17 protein-coding genes are annotated in these 23,235 nt (G+C 61.4%); 14 read left to right on the plus strand and 3 right to left on the minus strand.

The window, feature by feature from the left end:
• Positions 1-222 precede the first annotated feature (222 nt).
• Positions 223-660 (minus strand): YkgJ family cysteine cluster protein, encoded by a 438-nt coding sequence (locus QRN33_RS22360; protein WP_065615414.1) that lies wholly within the window; start codon positions 658-660, stop codon positions 223-225.
• A 259-nt stretch (positions 661-919) separates the two neighbouring features.
• On the opposite strand from QRN33_RS22360, the gene QRN33_RS22365 reads away from it, so the two are divergent.
• The 5 genes from QRN33_RS22365 to QRN33_RS22385 all read left to right on the plus strand — a co-directional run bounded on the left by QRN33_RS22365 (position 920) and on the right by QRN33_RS22385 (position 10,494).
• Positions 920-3,370, plus strand: a complete 2,451-nt coding sequence (locus QRN33_RS22365; RefSeq protein WP_042608653.1) for a glycogen/starch/alpha-glucan phosphorylase — start codon at positions 920-922, stop codon at positions 3,368-3,370.
• A 251-nt stretch (positions 3,371-3,621) separates the two neighbouring features.
• Positions 3,622-7,203: a DUF2339 domain-containing protein gene (locus QRN33_RS22370; protein WP_285410153.1), complete on the plus strand. Its 3,582-nt coding sequence runs from the start codon at positions 3,622-3,624 to the stop codon at positions 7,201-7,203.
• Positions 7,200-8,564, plus strand: a complete 1,365-nt coding sequence (locus QRN33_RS22375) for a DUF3999 domain-containing protein (protein WP_285410155.1) — start codon at positions 7,200-7,202, stop codon at positions 8,562-8,564. Before QRN33_RS22370 ends, QRN33_RS22375 begins: the two co-directional genes overlap by 4 nt.
• Positions 8,565-8,877: 313 nt before the next feature.
• Entirely contained in the window at positions 8,878-9,888 is a 1,011-nt protein-coding gene (locus tag QRN33_RS22380) for a class 1 fructose-bisphosphatase (RefSeq protein WP_039756611.1), read from the plus strand.
• Positions 9,889-9,891: 3 nt separating this feature from the next.
• The gene (locus QRN33_RS22385) at positions 9,892-10,494 is read left to right on the plus strand and encodes a DUF924 family protein (RefSeq protein ID WP_285410157.1); all 603 of its coding nucleotides are present in this window, start codon (positions 9,892-9,894) and stop codon (positions 10,492-10,494) included.
• 89 nt (positions 10,495-10,583) lie between these two features.
• Here QRN33_RS22385 and QRN33_RS22390 read toward each other — a convergent pair whose 3' ends face one another.
• Positions 10,584-12,476 (minus strand): methyl-accepting chemotaxis protein, encoded by a 1,893-nt coding sequence (locus QRN33_RS22390; RefSeq protein ID WP_216594664.1) that lies wholly within the window; start codon positions 12,474-12,476, stop codon positions 10,584-10,586.
• A gap of 281 nt (positions 12,477-12,757) precedes the next feature.
• Here QRN33_RS22390 and QRN33_RS22395 point away from each other — a divergent pair, with 281 nt between their 5' ends.
• A complete protein-coding gene (locus QRN33_RS22395) occupies positions 12,758-13,012 on the plus strand; it encodes a lipoprotein (protein ID WP_042608658.1) in 255 nt (84 codons plus the stop codon).
• Between the two features lie 29 nt (positions 13,013-13,041).
• The gene (locus QRN33_RS22400; RefSeq protein ID WP_123419809.1) at positions 13,042-13,611 is read left to right on the plus strand and encodes a lipocalin family protein; all 570 of its coding nucleotides are present in this window, start codon (positions 13,042-13,044) and stop codon (positions 13,609-13,611) included.
• Between the two features lie 120 nt (positions 13,612-13,731).
• Here QRN33_RS22400 and QRN33_RS22405 read toward each other — a convergent pair whose 3' ends face one another.
• A complete protein-coding gene (locus QRN33_RS22405) occupies positions 13,732-15,096 on the minus strand; it encodes a formimidoylglutamate deiminase (RefSeq protein ID WP_285410159.1) in 1,365 nt (454 codons plus the stop codon).
• A gap of 146 nt (positions 15,097-15,242) precedes the next feature.
• On the opposite strand from QRN33_RS22405, the gene hutC reads away from it, so the two are divergent.
• From hutC to QRN33_RS22440, 7 genes are all read left to right on the plus strand, one after another.
• Positions 15,243-15,953: a histidine utilization transcriptional repressor HutC gene (hutC, locus tag QRN33_RS22410; protein WP_162803449.1), complete on the plus strand. Its 711-nt coding sequence runs from the start codon at positions 15,243-15,245 to the stop codon at positions 15,951-15,953.
• Positions 15,950-16,519, plus strand: a complete 570-nt coding sequence (locus QRN33_RS22415) for a HutD/Ves family protein (RefSeq protein WP_285410160.1) — start codon at positions 15,950-15,952, stop codon at positions 16,517-16,519. The genes hutC and QRN33_RS22415 overlap by 4 nt, the downstream gene beginning before the upstream one ends.
• Before the next feature lie 482 nt (positions 16,520-17,001).
• Positions 17,002-18,690 carry a urocanate hydratase gene (gene hutU, locus QRN33_RS22420; protein ID WP_042608662.1) on the plus strand — a complete coding sequence of 563 codons (1,689 nt, stop codon included), beginning with the start codon at positions 17,002-17,004 and terminating at the stop codon, positions 18,688-18,690.
• A gap of 146 nt (positions 18,691-18,836) precedes the next feature.
• The gene (locus QRN33_RS22425) at positions 18,837-20,309 is read left to right on the plus strand and encodes a purine-cytosine permease family protein (protein ID WP_252875452.1); all 1,473 of its coding nucleotides are present in this window, start codon (positions 18,837-18,839) and stop codon (positions 20,307-20,309) included.
• Positions 20,310-20,380: 71 nt separating this feature from the next.
• Positions 20,381-21,349, plus strand: a complete 969-nt coding sequence (locus QRN33_RS22430; protein WP_064363319.1) for an ABC transporter substrate-binding protein — start codon at positions 20,381-20,383, stop codon at positions 21,347-21,349.
• A gap of 70 nt (positions 21,350-21,419) precedes the next feature.
• On the plus strand, positions 21,420-22,271 hold the full coding sequence (locus tag QRN33_RS22435; RefSeq protein ID WP_016772087.1) for an ABC transporter permease: 852 nt from the start codon (positions 21,420-21,422) through the stop codon (positions 22,269-22,271).
• Complete coding sequence (locus QRN33_RS22440) at positions 22,268-23,098, plus strand: quaternary amine ABC transporter ATP-binding protein (protein ID WP_083354014.1); 831 nt, start codon at positions 22,268-22,270, stop codon at positions 23,096-23,098. Before QRN33_RS22435 ends, QRN33_RS22440 begins: the two co-directional genes overlap by 4 nt.
• Positions 23,099-23,235: the final 137 nt, after the last annotated feature.

Genomic DNA, 23,235 nt, shown 5'->3' on the forward strand with positions numbered 1-23,235 from the left:
ATCAAAAGCCCCTCACCCTAACCCTCTCCCAGAGGGAGAGGGGACTGATTGGGGGATGCTCAGGAGATGCATCGACCTGAGCGAATTCTGCCGAATCCAGAATCGATTTGGCGGGCTTCACCGAATCCATAATCGACTGGTTTTTTCAGGTCGGTGTATGGCGCCAGACACCTCGGTCGGCTCCCTCTCCCTCTGGGAGAGGGCTGGGGTGAGGGTTTGCTGTTAAAACTTCTCAATCGCTCGGAAATTCTGCTCGCGCACCACTTCTTTCGGCTTGTAAGCGCAATACCCCGGCCGCGGGCCGATTTTCGGGTGGTTGCGGCAGGTGTCCGGGCGCTTGTCATAAATGGTGCACAGGCGACTTTTACGATCGAGGTAATAGCAGTCGTTGTTGCTCATGCGCTGCAGGGTGAAGATCCCCGACTTCTGATTGAAGCGCTCGACCAGACCTTCCTTTTGCAGACGCTTGGCGATGTTCTTCGGCGGATCGCCCAGTTCGAACTCGTCGACCACACCGATGCGCACCAGATCCTTGATCTTGACCTCGACCGGCAGCGTGCAGCAGCTGGACATGCACGAGCCACACATCGGCGCAGAGTATTTGGCCCACGTATCGAGACGATCAATCTCGGCGGCGGCGATCAGGTTGGGCTTCATCATCGGGAGTTACCAGGGGTGTGTGCATCAGGGCGCGCGATCATACCGGGAGCGGTGGAATTTTGAACAACCTTTCGCCGGATATTTTCACCGCGATCGCATTTTGCCCGACAGGACGGCACGGCCCCTGCATTCATTGGCCCATCCGCCAAGGTTATGTCGCACCGGCGCACAGTCCGGGCAAATACTGCCGAACCAGAGCCGTAACCGCCGGTCAGACCGTCTAGGCTCAGAAATTTCCCGCTCGCTCGAGGTCCTGTTGATGACTCAAGAACCACTAGTTCGCGAAGCAGAGGTGGCCGCATTCCGCGACGCCGTCCTGACCAAACTCACCTATGCCGTGGGCAAAGACCCCGATCACGCCTTCGACCATGACTGGTTCGAAGCCATCGCTCTGGCGGCGCGTGATCACATGGTCGAACACTGGATGGACCACACCCGGCAGATCTACCGCAAAGGCCAGAAGCGCGTTTATTACCTCTCGCTGGAATTCCTGATCGGCCGCCTGCTCTACGACAGTCTGAGCAACCTCGGCCTGCTCGACGTCGCCCGTGAAGCGCTGACCGAACTGGGCGTCGACCTGGAGCGCATCCGCCTGCTGGAGCCCGACGCGGCGCTTGGTAACGGCGGCCTCGGTCGTCTGGCGGCGTGCTTCATGGAAAGCATGTCGACCCTCGGCATCGCCGGCCATGGCTATGGCATTCGTTATGAGCACGGCTTGTTCCGGCAGGCGATTGTCGATGGCTGGCAACAGGAACAGACCGAACACTGGCTGGATTTCGGCAACCCATGGGAGTTCGAACGGCCGGAAGTGGTGTACCCGATCGGTTTCGGCGGCAGCGTCGAAACCGTCACCGATGCCAACGGTAAAACCCGTCAGGTCTGGTCGCCGGCGGAAACCGTGCGTGCGATTGCCTACGACACGCCAGTGGTCGGCTGGCGCGGGGCGAGCGTCAACACCCTGCGTCTGTGGCGTGCCCGCGCCATGGAAGATCTGCACCTGGAGCGCTTCAACGCCGGTGACCACTTGGGCGCTGTGGCGGAAGTGGCCCGCGCCGAAAGTATCTCCCGTGTCCTCTACCCGGCAGACAGCACCGAAGCCGGCCAAGAGCTGCGTCTGCGCCAGGAATATTTCTTCGTTGCTGCTTCGCTGCAGGATCTGCTGCGCCGCCACCGCAATATGCACAGCTCGGTGCTGACCCTCGGTGATCACGCGGCGATCCAGCTCAACGACACTCACCCGTCGATCGCGGTGGCCGAACTGATGCGCCAACTGGTCGATGTCTACGACGTCGCATGGGACGCGGCGTGGCAAGTCACCGTCGATACTCTGTCGTACACCAACCACACGCTACTGCCGGAAGCGCTGGAAACCTGGCCGGTCGGCCTGATGGAGCGCATGCTGCCGCGGCACATGCAGATCATCTATCTGATCAACGCCCAGCACATCGACTCGCTGCGGGCCAAGGGCATTCACGACTTCGATGTATTGCGCGCCGTGTCGCTGATCGAAGAAGACAACGGCCGGCGGGTGCGCATGGGCAACCTCGCGTTCCTCGGTTCGCACAGCGTCAACGGCGTGTCCGGTCTGCATACGCAGCTGATGCGCAAAACCGTGTTCGCCGAACTGCACAAGCTCTATCCGGAGCGGATCAACAACAAAACCAACGGTATTACCTTCCGCCGCTGGCTGTATCAGGCCAACCCGGAACTGACCTCGATGCTGGTCGATGCCCTCGGCCCGGACGTGCTCGACCATCCCGAGGAGCGCCTGCTCGACCTTGAACCGTTCGCCGAGAAAACCGCGTTCCGCAAAGCCTTCGCCGAGCAGCGTTTGCACAGCAAGAAGGCGCTGGCCTATCTGATTCACGAGCGCCTGGGGATCGCAGTCAACCCGGCGGCGATGTTCGACGTGCAGGTCAAACGTATCCACGAATACAAACGCCAGTTGCTCAACCTGCTGCACACCGTGGCGCTGTACCAGGCGATTCGTGCCGAGCCGGAAGTCGACTGGGTGCCACGGGTGAAGATCTTCGCCGGTAAAGCGGCGGCGAGTTATCACCAGGCCAAACTGATCATCAAACTGACCAACGACATCGCTCGGGTGGTGAACAACGACCCGACCGTGCGCGGGCTGCTGAAAGTGGTGTTCCTGCCCAACTACAACGTCAGCCTGGCCGAGAGCATCATCCCGGCGGCGGACTTGTCCGAGCAGATTTCCACCGCCGGTTTCGAGGCGTCGGGCACCAGTAACATGAAGTTCGGCCTCAACGGCGCGCTGACCATCGGCACCCTCGACGGTGCCAACGTGGAAATGTGCGAGCGCATCGGAGCCGAGCACATGTTCATCTTCGGTCTCAGCGCGCAACAGGTTGAAGCGCGCAAGCAGAACCACGAGTTCAGCGCCGTGCCCGACATCGCCGCCTCGCATCGGTTGAACGATGTGCTGCAAGCGATTCGCAGCGGTGTGTTCTCGCCGGATGACACCTCGCGTTACACCGGCCTGATCGACTCGTTGATCGACTATGACCGCTTCCTGGTCTGCGCCGACTTCGACTCCTACTGGGAAGCGCAGAAGCGCGTCGATGCGCACTGGCATGACTCGCAGAACTGGTGGCGCTCGGCGGTGCTCAACACCTCGCGCATGGGCTGGTTCTCCTCGGACCGGACGATTCGCGAGTACGCCACGGATATCTGGAAAGCTTTGGAGTAACTTTCCCCGACAAATCTGCGCAAGGCCCGACGTTTGTTGGGCCGGATCGATATACTGAGCGCCGGTTACAAGGCATCAATCACCGCCGTACCCTGTGGGAGCGAGTCTGCTCGCGAAGCGATCGTCGACTTAAACAGAAATGTTGGCTGACAATCCGCCTTCGCGAGCAGGCTCGCTCCCACACGGTTTGTGCCTAGACTGAAGCCATCGCCGGACTCGCCTCGCCTCGGGGCTGCTTAGGGATATCGACCATGCAATGGATGTTCATGTTGATCGGGCTGGTGCTCGGTGGACTGTTTGACGAGTCATTCAGTGGCGCGCTGTTGGGGGCGCTGCTGGGACTGGTCATCGGCCAGACGCTACGCATTGCACGCCTTGGCGCGCAGGCGGCGGAGCAGCAGCGCCAACTCGAACAGGTGCGGGAAGCCTTGCAGGGCGTGGCTCAGCGGCTGTTTGTGCTGGAGGGCTCGCCCTCGCATGCGCCAACCCCGCCACCTGAAGTCGAGCCGGTCGCCGAACGCTTCGACGTGGCTGAGCAGGCCGCCCCGACCCCTGAGCTGATCTGGGAGCTGCCTCCCGAGCTCGAACCGATCCCAGCCGCCGCCCGCGAAACCAGTCAGCCGCTACCGGCTGATGTCTGGAGCGCCGAGCCGGCGCCTGCTGCCTCTCCGCAACAACCAGCCGAACCCCGTGGCCCTAACCTGATCGAACGCGGCATCAGCGCGGCGCGCAACTGGCTGTTCGGCGGCAATACCGTGCTGCGCGTCGGCGTGGTGCTGCTGTTTTTCGGTCTGGCGTTTTTGCTGCGTTACGCCACCGAAGGCATGGTGGTACCGATCGAGTTGCGTTACGCCGGGGTCGCGGCAGCGGCATTGGCCCTGCTGGCGCTGGGCTGGTGGCTGCGCCGGCGCAACAGCCACTATGCGTTGATGCTGCAAGGCACCGGGATCGCGGTGTTGTACCTGACGGTGTTTGCGGCGATGCGTCTGCATCCGTTGCTTGATCCCTCCGCCGCACTCGGCCTGCTGGTGGCCGTCACGGTGTTCTCGGCGATTCTGGCGATCACTCAGGATGCGCTGGGGCTGGCGGCAGCGGCGGCACTCGGCGGTTTCGCCGCGCCGATTCTGACGTCTACCGGCGAAGGCAATCACGTCGCGCTGTTCAGCTATTTCGCCTTGCTCAATGCCGGCATTCTCGCCATCGCCTGGTTCAAGGCCTGGCGCCTGCTCAACCTGATCGGCTTCGTCGGCACCTTCGGCATCGGTTTCGCCTGGGGCCTGCGTTCATACACCCCGGAACTGCTATGGAGCACCGAGCCGTTCCTGATTTTGTTTTTCCTCATGTACCTCGCCATTGGCCTGCTGTTCGCCCGGCGCAAATTGCGCGAGATGGCGGATGCCCCGGCGGATGCTGACCGTGAGGCGTTGCTGCAGTGGTCGGCACGCAAGGGCGATTACGTCGACGGAACGATGCTGTTCGGCCCGCCGATCATTGGCTTTGGTTTGCAGTTCGCGCTGGTCCAGCACCTCGAATTTGCCGCGGCTTTCAGCGCGTTGGCGCTGGGCATGATCTATATGGCGCTGGCCAGAGTGCTGATGGGCGGGCGGGCGATGCTGCTCGGTGAAACCTGCCTGGCCCTGGGGGTGATTTTTGCCAGCCTGGCGATTCCGCTGGGGCTCGATGCACGCTGGACGTCAGCGGCGTGGGCCGTCGAAGGCACGGGGATTTTCTGGCTGGGGTTGCGTCAGCATCGACCGTTCGCTCGGGCCTTTGCTTTGTTGTTGCAACTGGGATCGGCGTTGGCGTTTCTCGGTCAATTGCAGCTCGGCGAGAGCAGCCTGCTCGACGGCGCACCGCTGGGCGCGCTGATGCTCGGGATTGCGTTGCTGTTCAGCTTCCATCAATTGCGCAAAGCCACGCCGGAGCAAAGTTCGCCGTGGGAGCGCCAAGGTCTTCCGCTGCTGGCTTGTCTGGGCCTGACGTTCCTTTATCTGCTGGCACCGTTGTTCCTGTTCATCCAGGGCACGGCGATCAGTTGGGCCCTGGCCGGGTTGGCGACATTATTTGTCGGGCTGCGGATTCAATCGCGCACGTTCCTGTTTACCGCGTTCGCCGTGCAGTTGCTGGGCGGCGCGTTGTTCCTGTTGCGGCTGCAAGGCGCCGGTGAAGATTCGGCGGCGGTATTGAGCGCGGGCTGGAGTGGTTTGCTCAGTGCGTCCTTGATCGGTCTGGCGTTGATCGCCGGCATGCTCCTGGCGGCGCGGGATGAAATGGTGCGCGGCGATGTGCGCCTGCTGCGTGGCTTGTCGGTGGTGCTGCTGGCCGGGCTGGTGCTGATCAATCTGGCGGTGCTCTTTGTCTTGCCGTGGCAGACCGCGAGTGCGGTGTGGGCGGCCAGCGGCTTGCTGATCATCTGGCTGAGCCTGTACCTGCAGCAGCGTCTGAGTTTCGTCTTCGGGTTGCTGTTGCAGGTGATCGGCGGCGCCGCGTTTTTGCTCGCCGGTCCGGAATTGCTCGGGCCATTGTCCAGCGAAGGCCTACGGCCTCTGGGCCATTGCGGCTTCTGGACGCCGCTGGTGCTCGGGCTGGCGGCGCTGATCGGCGCGTGGCGCCTGCAACTGGGCAACCCTGCCAGTGCTTTCGATGCGTTGAGTTTGCAACGCTTGTCGCAAGTGCTGCTGGTCTGGGGCGCCGCGTGGTGGGCGCTGGCGTGGATCAGCGAAGTGCTGCGGTTTGCTTCGCCGAATCTGCAGGGCACGTTGTTGCTGTTGGTGGCGGCGATCAGTGTGGCGCTGTGGACGCTGTTGTCGTTGCGTCTGAGATGGCCGGCGCTGGGTTTGCTCTGCACCTTGCTGATTCCGGCGGCGGCGCTGGTCTTGCTCGGTGCGTGGCATGCGCGTTATCACCCGGCCGCCGACTTCGGCTGGCTGGCGTGGCCGCTGCTGTTCGCGGTGCATTTCTTCAGCCTGCGCCGCCTGGCGTCGATGTTGCCGGCGCGTGCGTTGAGCGCGGCCCATGTGCTGGGTTGCTGGCTGCTGATCGGCGTGCTGGCGCTGGAGTTGCGTTACGGCCTGCTGCTGATGTCCGAGCAATACAACGCCTGGCGCTGGCTGGGCTGGGCGATTCTGCCGAGCGTTTATCTGTTGCTGATGGCGGCACCGCGCGACTGGCCGTGGCCGGTCGCCGCGTTCACCCGCGAGTACCGCTTGTATGCGGCGGCACCGTTGGCGGTGCTGATGCTGGCGTGGTTCTGGCTGGCCAATGGCGTCAGCGATGGTAATCCCGAACCGTTGCCCTACGTGCCGCTGCTCAACCCATTGGAGTTGGGGCTGCTGTTTGCGTTGTTCGGTGTTTATGTCTGGTCGCGCAGCGCCGTTACGCAGTTGTCGGTCCGCCAGGATTACGCCGACCACGCCACGCAACTGATCGCCGGGGTCTCGCTGTTCGCTTTCTGTACCGCGCTGGTCACTCGCGCTGCGCATCACTGGGCCGGCATTCCGTTCGAGCTTGATCAACTGCTCGCTTCGATGCTGGTGCAGGCCGGTCTGTCGATCGTCTGGACGTTGATGGCGCTGGGGCTGATGATCGGCGGCCATCTGCGCCATCGCCGCGAAGTGTGGCTGATCGGCGCGGCCCTGATTGCGCTGGTGGTGGCCAAACTGATTTTTGTCGAACTGAGCAACCGTGGCGGCCTCGCCCGGATCGTCTCGTTTATCGGTGTTGGCGTGTTGCTGCTGGTGGTCGGCTACTTTGCACCGCTGCCGCCCAAACGCGTCGAGGCTGAACCGGCGGCGGACAAACCCGCGCCGGAAACCGAAGGAGTTGCATCTTGAGTCGCATGCTGAATCTGGGGTGGTTGGCGCTGGGCGTGGTGATGGTGGCCGGCGCTCAGGAAAAACCGGCGGACTTCGCCTCGCAGGTGCCATTGTCGGTGAGTGGCAACGGCCCGTGGTATCGCCTCGACCTGCCGCTGAGTGCGCAATTGCAGGCGCGCCAGACCGATCTCAGCGACCTGCGCGTATTCAACGCTGCCGGCGAAGCGCAGGCTTACGCCTTGGCTCGCGAGTCGGCGCAGACCCGCGACGACGGCAAGCTGCACGAGGTCAAGTGGTTCCCGCTGTACAACGCCGCCGACGCCAGCGAGCGTGCGCCGAATGTGCGCGTGCAGTCGACCACCAACGGCACGCTGGTGGAAGTGCAGCCGTCCTCGCAACTGGAAGCGGGCGAAGAAGTGCTGCGCGGCTGGTTGCTCGATGCCAGCGCGATCAAGGCGCCGTTGCAGCAACTCATCCTCGACTGGACCAGCGAACGCGACGGTTTCCAGCGTTTCAGCATCGAGGCCAGCGACGATCTGCAGCACTGGCAATCCTGGGGCGAGGGCCAGGTGGCACGCCTGACCTTTTCCGATGAGCGCATCGAACAGCACGAAGTAACCCTTCCGCGACAGACTGCGCGCTATGTGCGCCTGCTGTGGGAGTCGCCGGGCTCGGCACCGATCCTCACCTCGGCGCAACTGAAAAGCAACGACCCGCGCAACCTGCCGCTGCCCTTGGTCTGGTCGCCAAACGTGGCCGGCAGCAGCGCCAAATCAGGGGAATACAGCTGGCAGCTGCCGATGGGGCTGAATGTGGAGCGGGTGCAGGTGGAGCTGAAACAGCCGAACAGCCTGGCGCCGGTCACGTTGGCTGGCCGGCGCGAAAGCAACTTGCCCTGGCAGACAATCAGCAGTGGCTTGCTGTATCGCCTGACCCAGAACAATCAGGACGTGGTGCAGAACGAAATCGCGCTTTCCGGGCAGACCGTGCAGCAACTCAAGCTGACGGTGGATGAGCGCGGCGGCGGTCTGGGTGAGCAGGCGCCGGACCTGAAATATGCGGTGCGCGCCACGCAGGTGATTTTCCTCGCCCGGGGCGAAGGGCCGTACAGCCTGGCGCTGGGCAACTCCAATGTGAGAGCGGCGAACCTGCCGCTGGCAACGCTTATTCCGGATTTCAAACCGCAGATGCTGGCCACGCTGGGCAAGGCCACGGTGCAAGACGAGGCGCTGGTTACGCAGACCTCGACGGCGACGACGGCTGCGGTGGCCGGGACCAACTGGAAGAAGATCGGCTTGTGGGCGGTGTTGCTGCTCAGCGTGGTGTTTCTCGGGGCGATGGCGTTCAGCCTGTTGCGCAAGCCCCCGACCAGCACCTGACAAGGCGGATGCTGCGCATCCGATCGCGAGCAGGCTCACTCCTACAATGGACCGCATTTCCCCTGTAGGAGTGAGCCTGCTCGCGATAGCGGTCTGCCTGCCGACAAAAATCCTGAAACCGTCGCTTCGCCTAACCACCACCCGGCCCATTTCCAACTACGCTCAATCCGACACCTGAACTCTCCACCGACAATCACGTCTCATACAGGCAAATAAACCCAGGCGCACGTTAGCCGGCGTCTTTGCTCGCTAGGTTTTCAGACTCCCTGTAAACTGCGCGGGTTTTCCGCCCCCCATTCCACCGGAGCCGTCCATGTCCCGCGTTACCTTGAGTCGCTATTTGATTGAGCAGACCCGCAGCAACAACACTCCTGCCGATCTGCGCTTTTTGATCGAAGTGGTGGCGCGTGCCTGCAAGGAGATCAGCCACGCCGTATCCAAAGGCGCCCTTGGTGGTGTTCTGGGCAGCATGGGCACCGAGAACGTACAAGGCGAAGTGCAGAAGAAGCTCGACGTGCTGTCGAACGAAATCCTCCTTGAAGCCAACGAATGGGGCGGTCACCTGGCCGGCATGGCGTCCGAAGAAATGGACAATGCCTACCAGATCCCGGGCAAATATCCGAAGGGCGCCTATCTGCTGGTATTCGACCCACTGGACGGCTCGTCGAACATCGACATCAATGCCCCGGTTGGCACGATCTTCTCGGTATTGCGTTGCCCGAACGAATACCTCAGCCAGAACGAGCCGCTGAACGAAAAAGCTTTCCTGCAGCCAGGCACCCAGCAAGTGGCCGCCGGCTACGCGATCTACGGCCCGCAGACCATGCTGGTGCTGACCTTGGGCGACGGCGTCAAAGGCTTCACCCTGGATCGTGAAATGGGCAGCTTCGTCCTCACTCACGAAGACATCACCATTCCTGAAACCACTCAGGAATTCGCCATCAATATGTCCAACCAGCGTCACTGGGAAGCCCCGGTGCAGCGCTACGTCGGTGAACTGCTGGCCGGTGAAGAAGGCCCGTTGAAGAAGAACTACAACATGCGCTGGGTCGCGGCGATGGTCGCCGACGTGCATCGCATCCTGACCCGTGGCGGTCTGTTCATGTACCCGCGCGACAGCCGCGAGCCGTCCAAGCCGGGCAAGCTGCGCCTGATGTACGAAGCCAACCCGATGTCGTTCCTCGTTGAGCAAGCCGGCGGCGCGTCCACCGACGGTCATCAGCGCATTCTCGACATCCAGCCGGAAGGCCTGCACCAGCGCGTTGCGGTATTCCTCGGCTCGAAAGAAGAAGTCGCCCGCGCCACGGCCTACCACAAGGAATAAACCATGCACGCGCCCTGGCAGCCGTTGCTCGACTGGTGGTTCGGACACGCCGAATCAGCCAGCGCAGTAGCGGCCGAAAAGGGCAAGTTGTGGTTCGGTAAGCGAAACAGCCAGGACCTCGAAGCGCAGACGCGTTTCGGGGTCTTTGTCGATCAGGCCCTGGCCGGTGAATTGACCGAGTGGACGCAATGTCCCGAAGGTTGGCTGGCGGTTGTGCTGTTGCTCGATCAACTGCCGCGCATGATCTATCGCGACACCCCCAAAGCATTTTCCGGCGATTTACGTGCGCAGAAGCTTGTCGCGCAGGGCGTTTCGGCGGATTTTGATCGGCAGTTGAAGCCGGTTCAGCGCGTGTTCATTTATCTGGTGTTCGAACACTGCGAAAACCTCGCGGTGCAGAACGAAGCCGTATCGCGCTTCATGGCGCTGCTGGCTGAACAGCCGGAGGCGGAGCGCGCGGTGTTTGCCGATAACCTGGATTATGCCGAGCGGCATCGGAAGGTGATTGCGCAGTTTGGAAGGTTTCCGCATCGCAATGCGGTGTTGGGGCGGGAGTCTACGGATGGAGAGTTGGTATTTCTTTCCAAACCCGGGTCGCGGTTCTGACCGCAGAAAAGATCGCAGCCTTCGGCAGCTCCTACATGAGTAAAGCATTCATTCTGTAGGAGCTGCCGAAGGCTGCGATCTTTTGATCTTTATATACGGAAGCTACCAACCAGTTGCTTGAGACGTGCCGCCTGCTGCTCCAGATCCGAACACGCGCGCAACGTCGCCTGCAAGTTTTCCACGCCTTCCTGATTCAGTGTGTTGATCTCGTTGATATCAACGTTGATCGACTCGACCACGGCCGTTTGTTCCTCGGTCGCAGTGGCTACCGACTGGTTCATGCCGTCGATTTCGCCGATGCGCTGGGTCACGCTGCCCAGACGCTCGCCGGCCTGGTTGGCGATGCCGACGCTGCTTTCACTCTCGCGCTGGCTCTCGGTCATGATGGTCACCGCCTGGCGTGCGCCGACTTGCAGCTCTTCGATCATCTTCTGCACTTGCTGCGCCGAGTCCTGGGTGCGATGCGCGAGGTTGCGCACCTCGTCGGCCACCACGGCGAAACCGCGCCCAGCCTCACCGGCACGCGCAGCTTCGATGGCGGCGTTGAGTGCGAGCAGATTGGTCTGCTGGGAAATGCTGGTGATCACTTCGAGAATCTGGCCGATGTTCACCGTGTTGCTATTCAGCGTTTCGATGTTGCCACAGGAATCGCTGATCTTCGCCGACAGTTGCTGCATGGCTTGAATGGTTTTATCCACAACCTGCTGGCCGTCGACCGCAAGGCTGCGCGCATCGCTGGAATGCTGCGAGGCGAGGGCGGCGTTCTGTGCGATTTCCTGGGCGGCAGCGCCGAGCTGATTGATCGCGGCGGCGACGCTGTTGGTACGGTTGGCCTGCTGGTCGGAGTTGTACATCGAGGAGTTCGAGGCGGCGACCACGCGCAGGGCGACTTCGTTGACCTGGCCGGTGGCCGAGGACACTTCGCGGATCGAGGTGTGAATGCGTTCGACGAAGCGGTTGAACGAAGTGCCCAGTGCGCCGAATTCATCGTTGCCGTGGATCACCAGACGTTTGGTCAGGTCGCCTTCGCCTTCAGCGATGTCATGCATCGCACGGCCCATGGTCAGCAGCGGCTGCATCAGCACGCGAATGAGCATGCCGAGCAGGCCGATGATGATCAGCACGGCGATCACCATGGCGATCAGCGCCGAGGTGCGGAATTCGCTGAGCATAGAGAACGCGGTGTCTTTGTCGAGCACCAGCGCCACGTACCAGTCGGCCGACGGCACGCCGTTGACGCGAGTGAAGGAAATCAACTGGGTCTTGCCATCAAACTCGACTTCTTTCAGGCCCGGACTGACTTGAGGCGCACCGTTCGGATAGGCCTCGGCGAGGGTTTTGAGCACCAGTTTGCTGTCCGGGTGAATCAGGATCTTGCCTTCGGCGCTGACGATGAACGCGTGCCCGTGGCCGCCGAAGTTCAGCGAGTTGATGATTGCGCTGACACTGGTCAGGTCGATGTCAGCACCGGCGACGCCGAGCATCTGGCCCTGGCGCTGCACCGGCGTCGCTACTGTAATGACCAGTTTGCCCGACGAAGCGGCGATATACGGTTCGGTGACGATAGTCTGTTGCGCGCTGTTCGCCGCTTTGTACCAGCCACGCGCACGTGGATCGTAATCCGGCGCGCGGTTGCCGGCGGGCACGGAAAACATCACGCCGTCAGCGCCACCGAAATAGCTGAGCTGGAAATTGCCGGTGTAGGCGGGCAGGTCGATGATGCGTTTGAGGCTGGCGGGGGCATTGCCGTCAACGGCGACTTGCTGCGACAGCGATTGCAGCAATTGAATGCGGCTTTCCAGCCAGGTCTGGATGTTGCTGGTGGTCAGGCTTCCCAGTTCCTGCATGGTGGCTTCGGTGCTGCTGCTCAAGGCCTGACGCTGGCGATAGTCGTTGAACAAGATGAAACAGGCGAACGCAACGGCCACTACGAGGGCGGCAGCCAGCAGGATCTTGTGGCTGAATTTCATGTTTCTGGTCATCGAATGAACTACCGCGAAGGGGCTGGTCAGGAAAGGGCGGCAATTTGCCATATTCGGCAGCGTTGCGCTGCTCTTATTTCGACCGCGGCGCGCCAAAGATTAGGCGCTTGCGGGGAAAGTCGACGAAATGCTCGACAGTTTCACAAAGTTTTTGATTTACCGACAAAAGCCGGACGGGCGGGCTGATAAATAGGCGTTCGGCCACGGAACCAGATGACACTTTTCTCTTCTAAGCTTCTGGTTGGCACCATGCCATCCCCCCTCGTTCCAGGAGTTTCACCATGTCGCTGCGATCTATCGCCCTGCTGTCGTTTTGCGTGCTGTTGGCCGCATGCAGCAAGGTCAATCAGGAAAACTACTCGAAGCTCTCGGCCGGCATGGCCAAGTCCGACGTGGAAACCCTTCTCGGCAAGCCCACCGATTGCTCGGGCGCGCTCGGTATGTCCAGCTGCACCTGGGGCGACAAGAACAGCTTTATCAGCGTGCAATACGCCGGTGACAAAGTGCTGATGTTTTCCGGCCAAGGCCTGAAGTAAACCGGGGCTTCGCGCCCACGGAGAAAAAAATGAAGCGGTTATTGCTGATCCTTTTTGCTGGCCTGGTACTGGCTGGCTGCGCCACTTCCGGCGTCGACCCGTTGGCGCCGAGAACCGTCAACAGCGTCAACCTCAAGCGTTATCAGGGCACCTGGTATGAACTGGCACGCTTGCCGATGTACTTCCAGCGCCACTGCGCGCAATCCGAAGCCCACTACAGCCTCAAGCCGGACGGTAACGTCGGCGTGCTCAACCGCTGCCTGACCCCGGAGTGGCAGTGGGAAGAAGCCAAAGGCACGGCTTATCCACAGGTGCCGGGCAAGACCGACAAGCTCTGGGTCGAATTCGATAACTGGTTCTCGCGCCTGGTGCCAGGTGTGGCGAAGGGCGAGTACTGGGTGTTGTACGTCAGCGACGATTACAAGACCGCCATCGTCGGCGATCCGAGTCGCAAGTACCTGTGGCTGCTGTCACGCACGCCGACCGTCAACGGTGTAGTGCGTGAAGAATTGCTGAGCAAGGCGCGTCAACAGGGTTACGACACCACACGCCTGATCTGGCGCGCGTCGGATCGGCAGATGGCCAAGACCTCTAATTAAGTCTCGATACATATCAAATGTGGGAGCGAGCCTGCTCGCGAAGATGGTGTGTCAGTCGACATGAATATTGACTGATGCACCGCTTTCGCGAGCAGGCTCGCTCCCACAGTTTGTTTTGCGTCAGCCTAAAAGATCACGCAGTACCTGGGTGAACGCTCGGGCGCTTTGCTCTTCGCCGGCATGCCGGCCATCGCGCACCACCCACTGACCATTGACCAGCACATCGCGCACCTGCCGATCGCCGCCGGCGAACAGCCAGCGATTCAGAATCCCGTCCCCCGACGCTGTCGCCAGATACGGATCGTTGCCATCGAGCACGATCCAGTCCGCGCGCTTGCCCACTTTCAGCGCGCCGATCGGCTGCCCCAACGCCTGCGCGCCGCCGTCCAGCGCCGCGTCATACAGCGTGCGGCCGACCATCGGCTGGTCCGCGCCGTACAAGCGATTGCGCCGCTGATCGCGCAAACGCTGGCCGTATTCCAGCCAGCGTAATTCTTCCACCACGCTCAGCGACACATGGCTGTCGGAGCCAATGCCCATGCGCCCGCCCTGGGCGAGAAAATCAACCGCCGGGAAAATTCCGTCACCCAGATTCGCTTCAGTGGTCAGGCAAAGCCCGGCGATCGCGCGACTGTTGGCCATCAGCGAGACTTCTTCCGGGTTGGCGTGGGTCGCGTGAACCAGGCACCAGCGCTGATCTACTTGGGTATTTTCGTACAGCCATTGCAGCGGCCGCCGACCGCTCCAGCTCAGGCAGTCGTCGACTTCTTTCTGCTGTTCTGCGATGTGGATATGCACCGGAATCTGCTTGTCACTGGCGGCGAGCACTTCGCTGATCTGCTGCGGCGTCACCGCGCGTAGCGAGTGGAAACACAGGCCCAGCGATTGCGCCTTTTGCTGTGCCAGTAATGGCTGCAACCGCGCGTGCAGATTCAAGTAGTTTTCGGTGCTGTTGATAAACCGGCGCTGGCCGTCATTCGGCGTCTGCCCACCGAAACCGGAATGGCTGTAAAGCACCGGCAGCAGGGTCAGACCGATACCGCTTTCACTGGCGGCCTGGCTGATGCGCAAGGCCAGTTCGGCCGGATCGGCATACGGCTGGCCGCTGCTGTCGTGGTGCACGTAGTGGAATTCAGCGACCGAGGTGTACCCGGCCTTGAGCATTTCGATGTACAGCTGACGGGCGATGATGCCGAGCTGATCCGGGCTGATTTTTCCGACGAGGCGATACATCATATCGCGCCAGGTCCAGAAGCTGTCGTTCGGGTTGCCGGCCACTTCGGCCAAACCAGCCATTGCGCGCTGGAAGGCGTGGGAGTGCAGATTGGGCATCCCCGGCAGCAGCGGCCCGTTCAGCCGCTCGGCGCCGTCTGCGGTGGAATCGGCCTGGATTCGGGTCAGCAGGCCATCGGCGCTGACCTCGAGACGTACTTTGTTGGCCCATCCGTTAGGCAGCAGTGCGCGTTCGGCAAAGAAGGCGGACATCGTTCGGCACCCCATCGTGTGTTATTTGTATATACATATACAGACGTTTGCCTGCCCGGTAAACTCCGGCAAGCTAGTCACTTTCATCCAATGAACAGGGATCAACCGTGCCGACTCCGCCTCCAGTCTCTCCGTTGGCCGCGAACATGGGCGACAGTCCGGCGCCCTTGTACGCCCGCGTCAAACAGATGATCACCCAGCAGATCGACAGCGGTAACTGGCCGCCGCACTACCGCGTGCCGTCCGAAAGCGAACTGGTCAGCCAGCTCGGCTTCAGCCGCATGACCATCAACCGCGCCCTGCGCGAGATGACCGCCGATGGTTTGCTGGTGCGCATGCAAGGCGTCGGCACCTTTGTCGCCGAACCGAAGAGCCAGTCCGCGCTGTTCGAAGTGCACAACATCGCCGACGAAATAGCCTCGCGCGGTCATCGCCACACCTGCCAGGTCATCACCCTCGAGGAAGAGGCCGCCGGCTCCGAGCGTGCGCTGGCACTGGATATGCGCGAAGGGCAGAAGGTCTTCCACTCGCTGATCGTGCATTACGAAAACGACATTCCGGTGCAAATCGAAGACCGGTTCGTCAACGCCCTGGTCGCCCCGGAGTACCTCAAGCAGGACTTCACCCTGCAGACACCTTATGCCTACCTCAACCAGGTCGCGCCGCTGACCGAAGGCGAGCACGTGGTCGAAGCGATTCTTGCTGAGCCGTCAGAGTGCAAATTGCTGCAGATTGAAAAGGGCGAGCCGTGCTTGCTGATCCGTCGGCGTACCTGGTCGGGGCGTCAGCCAGTGACGGCGGCGCGTTTGATCCATCCGGGTTCCCGTCATCGTCTCGAAGGGCGGTTCCATAAATGAATGCACTCAAGGTCCTACGCGCCGAAGGCTACCCGCGCATGCCGTGGAAAAACGGCGGCGGCAGCACCGAAGAAATCACTCGCGATGCGGGTGCTGGCCTGGACGGTTTCGGCTGGCGCCTGTCGATTGCCGACATCACTGAGTCGGGTGGGTTCTCGACGTTCGCCGGTTACCAGCGAGTCATCACCGTGTTGCAGGGGGACGGCATGACCCTGTGCGTCGACGGTGACGATACCCGCCCACTGTTACCCCTCGACCCGTATGCTTTCAGCGGCGAAAGTCAGGTGTCCTGCACGTTGCTCGGCGGTGCGATTCGCGACTTCAATCTGATCTACGCGCCGCAACGTTACAGCGCGCGGTTGCAGTGGCTGGACGGTGAGCAGCGCTTCTTCAGCTCGGCGAGGACGGTGTTGGTGTTCAGTGTAAGTGACTTGCTGCAAGTGCAAGTCGGTGAAACCGCAGCGCAACTCGGTCGCCATGATTGTCTGCAACTGGACGGTAACGCCGGACTGGTTGAAGTCGCCACCAATGCCGCTTGCTGCGTCATCGAACTCCTCCAAAACTGAACACAATCCCCCTGTGGCGAAGGAACCTGGTCCCGCTGGAGGCCGAAGGACTCCCAATTCCGGTGAACACCGATTTGGGGCTGCTTCGCAGCCCAGCGGGAGCAAGCTCCCTCGCCACACTTGCATTCACACTTCCTGTTTCCATCCTCGCACCAACTTGTTACCGAACGCCCCAGCGTGGCGCAAAACCTTGCTTTCGAAACAATCCCCAACCCCTTCCATTAATACTCTCGAAATATTTCATCCACGCCTGACCCCTTGATTCAGGCGCTCTCCAGCCCTGTCCGCACTTTTTCTTGAACACCTCTCCAACAAGTTGGCCGCTTGATTGCATATGCTTGTATGTACAAGTAAAGACGTATGCGTATGAGTCGTCCGAGACTCTCCGCAGCGTCCACTGATTCGCTTGTCGCGCAGAAAAGCGCGCAGGCTGCTGCCCACTGCCAGGGTTGGTTTGAATTGATCGCTGAGGAGTCTTTTTCGTGACTGACAATACCCAGAACAGCAACAAGTTTCGTGACGTGCAGATTCGCGCCGCCCGCGGTAACACACTGACCGCCAAGAGCTGGCTGACCGAAGCGCCGCTGCGCATGTTGATGAACAACCTCGACCCGGAAGTCGCCGAGAACCCGAAAGAGCTGGTGGTCTACGGTGGCATCGGCCGCGCTGCGCGGAACTGGGAGTGCTACGACAAGATCGTCGAGAGCTTGACTCACCTGAACGACGACGAAACCCTGCTGGTGCAATCGGGCAAACCGGTCGGCGTGTTCAAGACTCATAGCAACGCGCCGCGCGTGCTGATCGCCAACTCCAACCTCGTGCCGCACTGGGCGAGCTGGGAACACTTCAACGAACTCGACGCCAAAGGCCTGGCCATGTACGGCCAGATGACCGCCGGTAGCTGGATCTACATCGGCAGCCAGGGCATCGTTCAGGGCACCTACGAAACCTTCGTCGAAGCCGGTCGCCAGCATTACAACGCTGACCTCAAGGGGCGCTGGGTGCTGACCGCGGGCCTCGGTGGCATGGGCGGCGCGCAACCGCTGGCCGCCACCCTGGCCGGCGCCTGCTCGCTGAACATCGAATGCCAGCAGGTCAGCATCGATTTCCGCCTGAAAAGCCGTTACGTCGACGAGCAAGCCAAAGACCTCGACGACGCCCTGGCACGCATCGACAAATACACCAAGGAAGGCAAAGCGATCTCCATCGCTCTGCTCGGCAACGCGGCGGAAATCCTGCCGGAACTGGTCAAGCGCGGCGTGCGCCCGGACATGGTCACCGACCAGACCAGCGCCCACGACCCGCTCAACGGTTACTTGCCGGCCGGCTGGAGCTGGGACGAATACCGCGCCCGCGCCAAGACCGAACCGGCCGCTGTGATCAAAGCCGCCAAGCAATCGATGGCCGTGCACGTCAAGGCCATGCTGGAATTCCAGAAGCAAGGCATTCCGACCTTCGACTACGGCAACAACATCCGTCAGATGGCGCAGGAAGAGGGCGTCGAAAATGCTTTCGATTTCCCGGGCTTCGTGCCGGCGTACATCCGTCCGCTGTTCTGCCGTGGCATCGGCCCGTTCCGTTGGGCGGCGCTGTCGGGTGATCCGCAGGACATCTACAAAACCGACGCCAAGGTCAAAGAGTTGATCCCGGACGACGCACACCTGCACAACTGGCTGGACATGGCCCGCGAGCGCATCAGCTTCCAGGGTCTGCCGGCACGTATCTGCTGGGTCGGTCTGGGCCAGCGCGCCAGGCTCGGTCTGGCATTCAACGAAATGGTGCGTAGCGGTGAGCTGTCGGCACCGGTGGTGATCGGTCGCGACCACCTCGATTCCGGCTCGGTCGCCAGTCCCAACCGCGAAACCGAATCGATGCAGGACGGTTCCGACGCCGTGTCCGACTGGCCACTGCTCAACGCGCTGCTGAACACTGCGAGCGGCGCGACCTGGGTATCCCTGCACCATGGCGGCGGTGTCGGCATGGGCTTCTCGCAGCATTCGGGAATGGTGATTGTCTGCGATGGTACCGATGAGGCCGCCGAGCGCATCGCCCGCGTGCTGCACAACGACCCGGCCACCGGCGTCATGCGCCACGCCGACGCCGGCTACCAGATTGCGATCGACTGCGCGAAAGAGCAGGGGCTGAATCTGCCGATGATCACCGGCAAATAATGCTTTCCCCCTGTAGGAGTGAGCCTGCTCGCGATAGCGGTGTGTCAGCCAGCACATTTGCTGAATGTGCTGGCCTTATCGCGAGCAGGCTCACTCCTACAAAAGCGAAACAATCGATATCCAGAACAATCCACAGAGGTTGAATCATGGCGGTTAACAACGAACGTGCAGGCAGTACTCCGTTGATCGAAAGGCGTTCGATCGACTACATCCCGGAAGCGGAAAGACACGGTCGTCTGTTCAGTCAGTTCACCCTGTGGATGGGCGCCAACCTGCAGATCACCGCGATCGTCACCGGGGCCTTGGCCGTGGTGCTCGGCGGTGATGTGTTCTGGTCGTTGATCGGTTTGTTGATCGGTCAATTGCTCGGCGGTGGCGTGATGGCGCTGCATGCCGCGCAAGGGCCGAAACTGGGCTTGCCGCAGATGATCTCCAGCCGCGTGCAGTTCGGCGTTTATGGCGCGGCGATTCCGATCGTGCTGGTGTGCCTGATGTACCTCGGCTTCACCGCCACCGGGACGGTGCTGTCCGGGCAGGCGCTGGGTCAGTTGTTTGGTGTCAGCGATAGCGTTGGCATCCTGATTTTCGCCAGTGTCATCGTGCTGGTCACGGTGCTCGGCTATCGGGTGATTCACTGGATCGGCCGCGTCGCCAGTGTCATTGGCGTGATCGCGTTCGTGTTCCTGTTCTGGCGGCTGATGAGCCAGACCGACGTCGGCGCACTCCTGCAGATTCGCCATTTCAGCTGGAGCAGTTTCCTGTTGGCGGTGTCCCTGGCGGCTTCCTGGCAGATCGCGTTCGGTCCTTATGTGGCGGACTATTCTCGCTACCTGCCGAGCGCCACTTCGTCGGTGAAAACCTTTTTCGCCGCTGGCGCAGGTTCGGTGATCGGCGCGCAAGTGGCGATGATCCTCGGCGTGTTTGCTGCCGCCTCGGCCAACGGTCAATTCGCAGGCCATGAAGTCGCCTACATCGTCGGGCTCGGCGGTACCGGCGCCACCGCCGCGCTGCTGTATTTCAGCATCGCGTTCGGCAAGGTGACCATTTCGACGCTGAACTCCTACGGCAGCTTCATGTGCATTGCGACCATCATCAGTGGCTTCAAAGGACACCTGACGGTTACCCGTATGCAGCGGCTGGTGTTCGTGCTGTTCATCGTCGGCGCGGCGACGCTGATCGCCCTGCTCGGACAGCACTCATTCCTCGGTGCGTTCAAGTCGTTCATCCTGTTTCTGCTGGCCTTCTTCACCCCGTGGAGCGCGATCAATCTGGTCGACTACTACTGCATCACCCGCGAGCGCTACGACGTGCCGGCGCTGGCCGATCCGAACGGTCGCTACGGCCGCTGGAACCTGCTCGGTATCAGCGTCTATGTGTTCGGCGTACTGGTACAGCTGCCGTTCATCTCGACCAAGTTCTACACCGGCCCGTTGGTAGCAGCTCTTGGTGATGTCGACATTTCCTGGATCATCGGCCTGGTGCTGCCGGCCGCCGTCTATTACTTCTGCGCGAAAAAATGGCACAGCGCAGTGCCCGATCAGCTGATTCTGCCGGTCGAGCAGAACAGCGTCGTACAAGCAAAAACCAGCGGGACCGGTCGCGCTGCGGCGCAGGCCTGATCTGGACGTGGACCAGGCTGGATGCCTCTTGAACTGCCGTAAGCCCATTCATGATTAGGAGCGTCACGACAATGAAATCGAACAAGACCCTGCTGACCACATTGCTGTCCATGGGCCTGCTGGCCAGTGCCGGTGCGACCCAAGCCGCCGGCTGGTGCGAATCGGGCAAACCGGTGAAATTCGCCGGGCTGAACTGGGAAAGCGGCATGCTCCTGACCGACGTGCTGCAAGTGGTGCTGGAGAAAGGTTACGGCTGCAAGACCGACAGTCTGCCGGGCAATTCCATCACCATGGAAAACGCCCTGAGCAGCAACGATATTCAAGTGTTCGCCGAAGAGTGGGTCGGCCGCAGCGAGGTCTGGAACAAGGCCGAGAAGGCCGGCAAGGTCGTCGGTGTCGGCGCGCCGGTAGTGGGCGCTGTCGAAGGCTGGTACGTGCCGCGTTACGTGATCGAAGGCGACGCCAAGCGCAAGCTCGAGGCGAAAGCCCCGGACCTGAAAAACATCGCTGATCTGGGCAAATATTCCGCCGTGTTCAAGGATGCCGAAGAGCCGTCCAAGGGCCGCTTCTATAACTGCCCGGCCGGCTGGACCTGCGAGCTCGACAACAGCGAGATGCTCAAGAGCTACGGCCTGGAAAACAGCTACACCAACTTCCGCCCGGGCACCGGACCTGCACTGGATGCAGCGGTGCTGTCGAGCTACAAGCGTGGCGAGCCGATTCTCTTCTACTACTGGTCGCCGACCCCGCTGATGGGCCAGATCGACGCGGTCAAACTCGAAGAGAAACCGGGCGTCGACAAGACCGTGACCATCAAGGTCGGCCTGTCGAAAACCTTCCACGACGAAGCCCCGGAACTGGTCGCCGTGCTGGAAAAGGTCAACCTGCCGATCGACCTGCTCAACCAGAACCTCGGGCGCATGGCCAAGGAACGCATCGAGTCGGCAAAACTGGCGAAAATCTTCCTCAAGGAACATCCTGAAGTCTGGCACGCATGGGTGAGCGACGACGCAGCCAGGAAAATCGACGCGGCCTTGTAGGTCAGGTTTACCCGGCTGCCAGCCACGGCAGCCGGACGCTTGATCGCAACCCCTTGATTGAGAGTCCCTTATGTTTCCCGAAAGCTTTACTTTTTCCATCGCCGACTGGGTCAACGGTTGGGTCGATTCGCTGGTCACCAACTACGGCGACGTGTTCCGCCACATCTCCGACACGCTGTTGTGGGCCATCGTCAGTCTCGAAGGTCTGCTACGTGCGGCGCCGTGGTGGCTGATGCTGGCGATCGTCGGCGTAATCGCCTGGCACGCCACGCGCAAAGTCGTCACCACCGCGGTGATTGTCGGTCTGCTGTTTCTGGTGGGCGCGGTCGGCCTCTGGGACAAACTCATGCAGACCCTGGCGCTGATGATGGTCGCGACGATCATTTCGGTGCTGATCGGCATTCCGCTGGGGATTCTCTCGGCGCGCAGCAATCGCCTGCGTTCGGTGCTGATGCCGCTACTCGACATCATGCAGACCATGCCGAGTTTCGTGTACCTGATCCCGGTGCTGATGCTGTTCGGCCTGGGCAAGGTGCCGGCAATTTTTGCCACGGTGATCTACGCCGCGCCACCGCTGATTCGCCTGACTGACTTGGGCATTCGCCAGGTCGACGGCGAAGTCATGGAGGCGATCAACGCCTTCGGCGCCAACCGCTGGCAGCAACTGTTCGGCGTGCAATTGCCGCTGGCGTTGCCGAGCATCATGGCTGGCATCAACCAGACCACGATGATGGCCCTGTCGATGGTGGTCATTGCTTCGATGATCGGCGCCCGTGGCCTCGGTGAAGACGTGCTGGTGGGCATTCAGACACTCAACGTCGGTCGTGGCCTCGAAGCCGGGCTGGCGATCGTGATTCTCGCTGTGGTCATCGACCGCATCACTCAAGCGTACGGTCGGCCACGCCACGAGGTGAGCAAATGAGCAACGCAAGCGTGAGCAAGATCGAAGTGCGCAACGTCTTCAAGATTTTCGGCAACCGCGCCAAGGATGCGCTGGCCATGGTCGGCCAGGGCAAGAGCAAGGATCAGGTGCTCAACGAAACCGGTTGCGTGGTCGGCGTGAACGACTTGTCGCTGAGCATCGGCACCGGCGAAATCTTCGTGATCATGGGCCTGTCCGGCTCCGGAAAATCCACCCTGGTGCGCCACTTCAATCGGCTGATCGACCCCACCAGCGGCGCGATTCTGGTGGATGGTGAGGACATCCTGCAGTACGACATGGACGCCCTGCGCGAATTTCGTCGACACAAGATCAGCATGGTGTTCCAGAGCTTCGGCCTGCTGCCGCACAAGAGCGTGCTCGACAACGTCGCCTATGGCCTGAAAGTGCGTGGCGAGAGCAAGCAGGTCTGCGCCGAACGCGCGCTGCACTGGATCAACACTGTGGGCCTCAAAGGCTACGAAAACAAATACCCGCACCAGCTCTCCGGCGGCATGCGTCAGCGCGTCGGCCTGGCTCGGGCGTTGGCGGCGGACACCGACATCATTCTGATGGACGAAGCCTTCAGCGCGCTGGATCCGCTGATCCGCGCGGAGATGCAGGATCAGTTGCTGGAACTGCAAAAGACCCTGCACAAGACCATCGTCTTCATCACCCACGACCTCGACGAGGCCGTGCGCATCGGCAATCGCATCGCGATTCTCAAGGATGGCCGCCTGATTCAGGTCGGCACGCCACGGGAAATCCTGCATTCGCCAGCGGATGAATATGTCGACCGGTTTGTGCAGCGGCGGGCGGCGGTGGTTTAGAAAGATTCGCGGTGAGACAGCTTTTGTGGCGAGGGAGCTTGCTCCCGCTCGAGCGCGCAGCGGTCGCAGAATTTCGGGCCTGCTTCGCAGTCCAGCGGGAGCAAGCTCCCTCGCCAAAGGAATTCATGCAGCAACAG

The organism is Pseudomonas sp. FR229a (genome assembly GCF_030209115.1).
In the GTDB taxonomy this organism is placed as follows: Bacteria; Pseudomonadota; Gammaproteobacteria; order Pseudomonadales; family Pseudomonadaceae; genus Aquipseudomonas; species Aquipseudomonas moraviensis_A.

Excerpts from the sequence above, each read along its gene's own strand:
- QRN33_RS22360 (WP_065615414.1), bottom strand. The coding sequence starts at position 660 with ATGATGAAGCCCAACCTGATCGCCGCCGCCGAGATTGATCGTCTCGAT.
- QRN33_RS22365 (WP_042608653.1), top strand. The coding sequence starts at position 920 with ATGACTCAAGAACCACTAGTTCGCGAAGCAGAGGTGGCCGCATTCCGC.
- QRN33_RS22370 (WP_285410153.1), top strand. The coding sequence starts at position 3,622 with ATGCAATGGATGTTCATGTTGATCGGGCTGGTGCTCGGTGGACTGTTT.
- QRN33_RS22380 (WP_039756611.1), top strand. The coding sequence starts at position 8,878 with ATGTCCCGCGTTACCTTGAGTCGCTATTTGATTGAGCAGACCCGCAGC.
- QRN33_RS22385 (WP_285410157.1), top strand. The coding sequence starts at position 9,892 with ATGCACGCGCCCTGGCAGCCGTTGCTCGACTGGTGGTTCGGACACGCC.
- QRN33_RS22390 (WP_216594664.1), bottom strand. The coding sequence starts at position 12,476 with ATGACCAGAAACATGAAATTCAGCCACAAGATCCTGCTGGCTGCCGCC.
- QRN33_RS22395 (WP_042608658.1), top strand. The coding sequence starts at position 12,758 with ATGTCGCTGCGATCTATCGCCCTGCTGTCGTTTTGCGTGCTGTTGGCC.
- QRN33_RS22400 (WP_123419809.1), top strand. The coding sequence starts at position 13,042 with ATGAAGCGGTTATTGCTGATCCTTTTTGCTGGCCTGGTACTGGCTGGC.
- QRN33_RS22405 (WP_285410159.1), bottom strand. The coding sequence starts at position 15,096 with ATGTCCGCCTTCTTTGCCGAACGCGCACTGCTGCCTAACGGATGGGCC.
- hutC (WP_162803449.1), top strand. The coding sequence starts at position 15,243 with ATGGGCGACAGTCCGGCGCCCTTGTACGCCCGCGTCAAACAGATGATC.
- QRN33_RS22415 (WP_285410160.1), top strand. The coding sequence starts at position 15,950 with ATGAATGCACTCAAGGTCCTACGCGCCGAAGGCTACCCGCGCATGCCG.
- QRN33_RS22425 (WP_252875452.1), top strand. The coding sequence starts at position 18,837 with ATGGCGGTTAACAACGAACGTGCAGGCAGTACTCCGTTGATCGAAAGG.
- QRN33_RS22430 (WP_064363319.1), top strand. The coding sequence starts at position 20,381 with ATGAAATCGAACAAGACCCTGCTGACCACATTGCTGTCCATGGGCCTG.
- QRN33_RS22435 (WP_016772087.1), top strand. The coding sequence starts at position 21,420 with ATGTTTCCCGAAAGCTTTACTTTTTCCATCGCCGACTGGGTCAACGGT.
- QRN33_RS22440 (WP_083354014.1), top strand. The coding sequence starts at position 22,268 with ATGAGCAACGCAAGCGTGAGCAAGATCGAAGTGCGCAACGTCTTCAAG.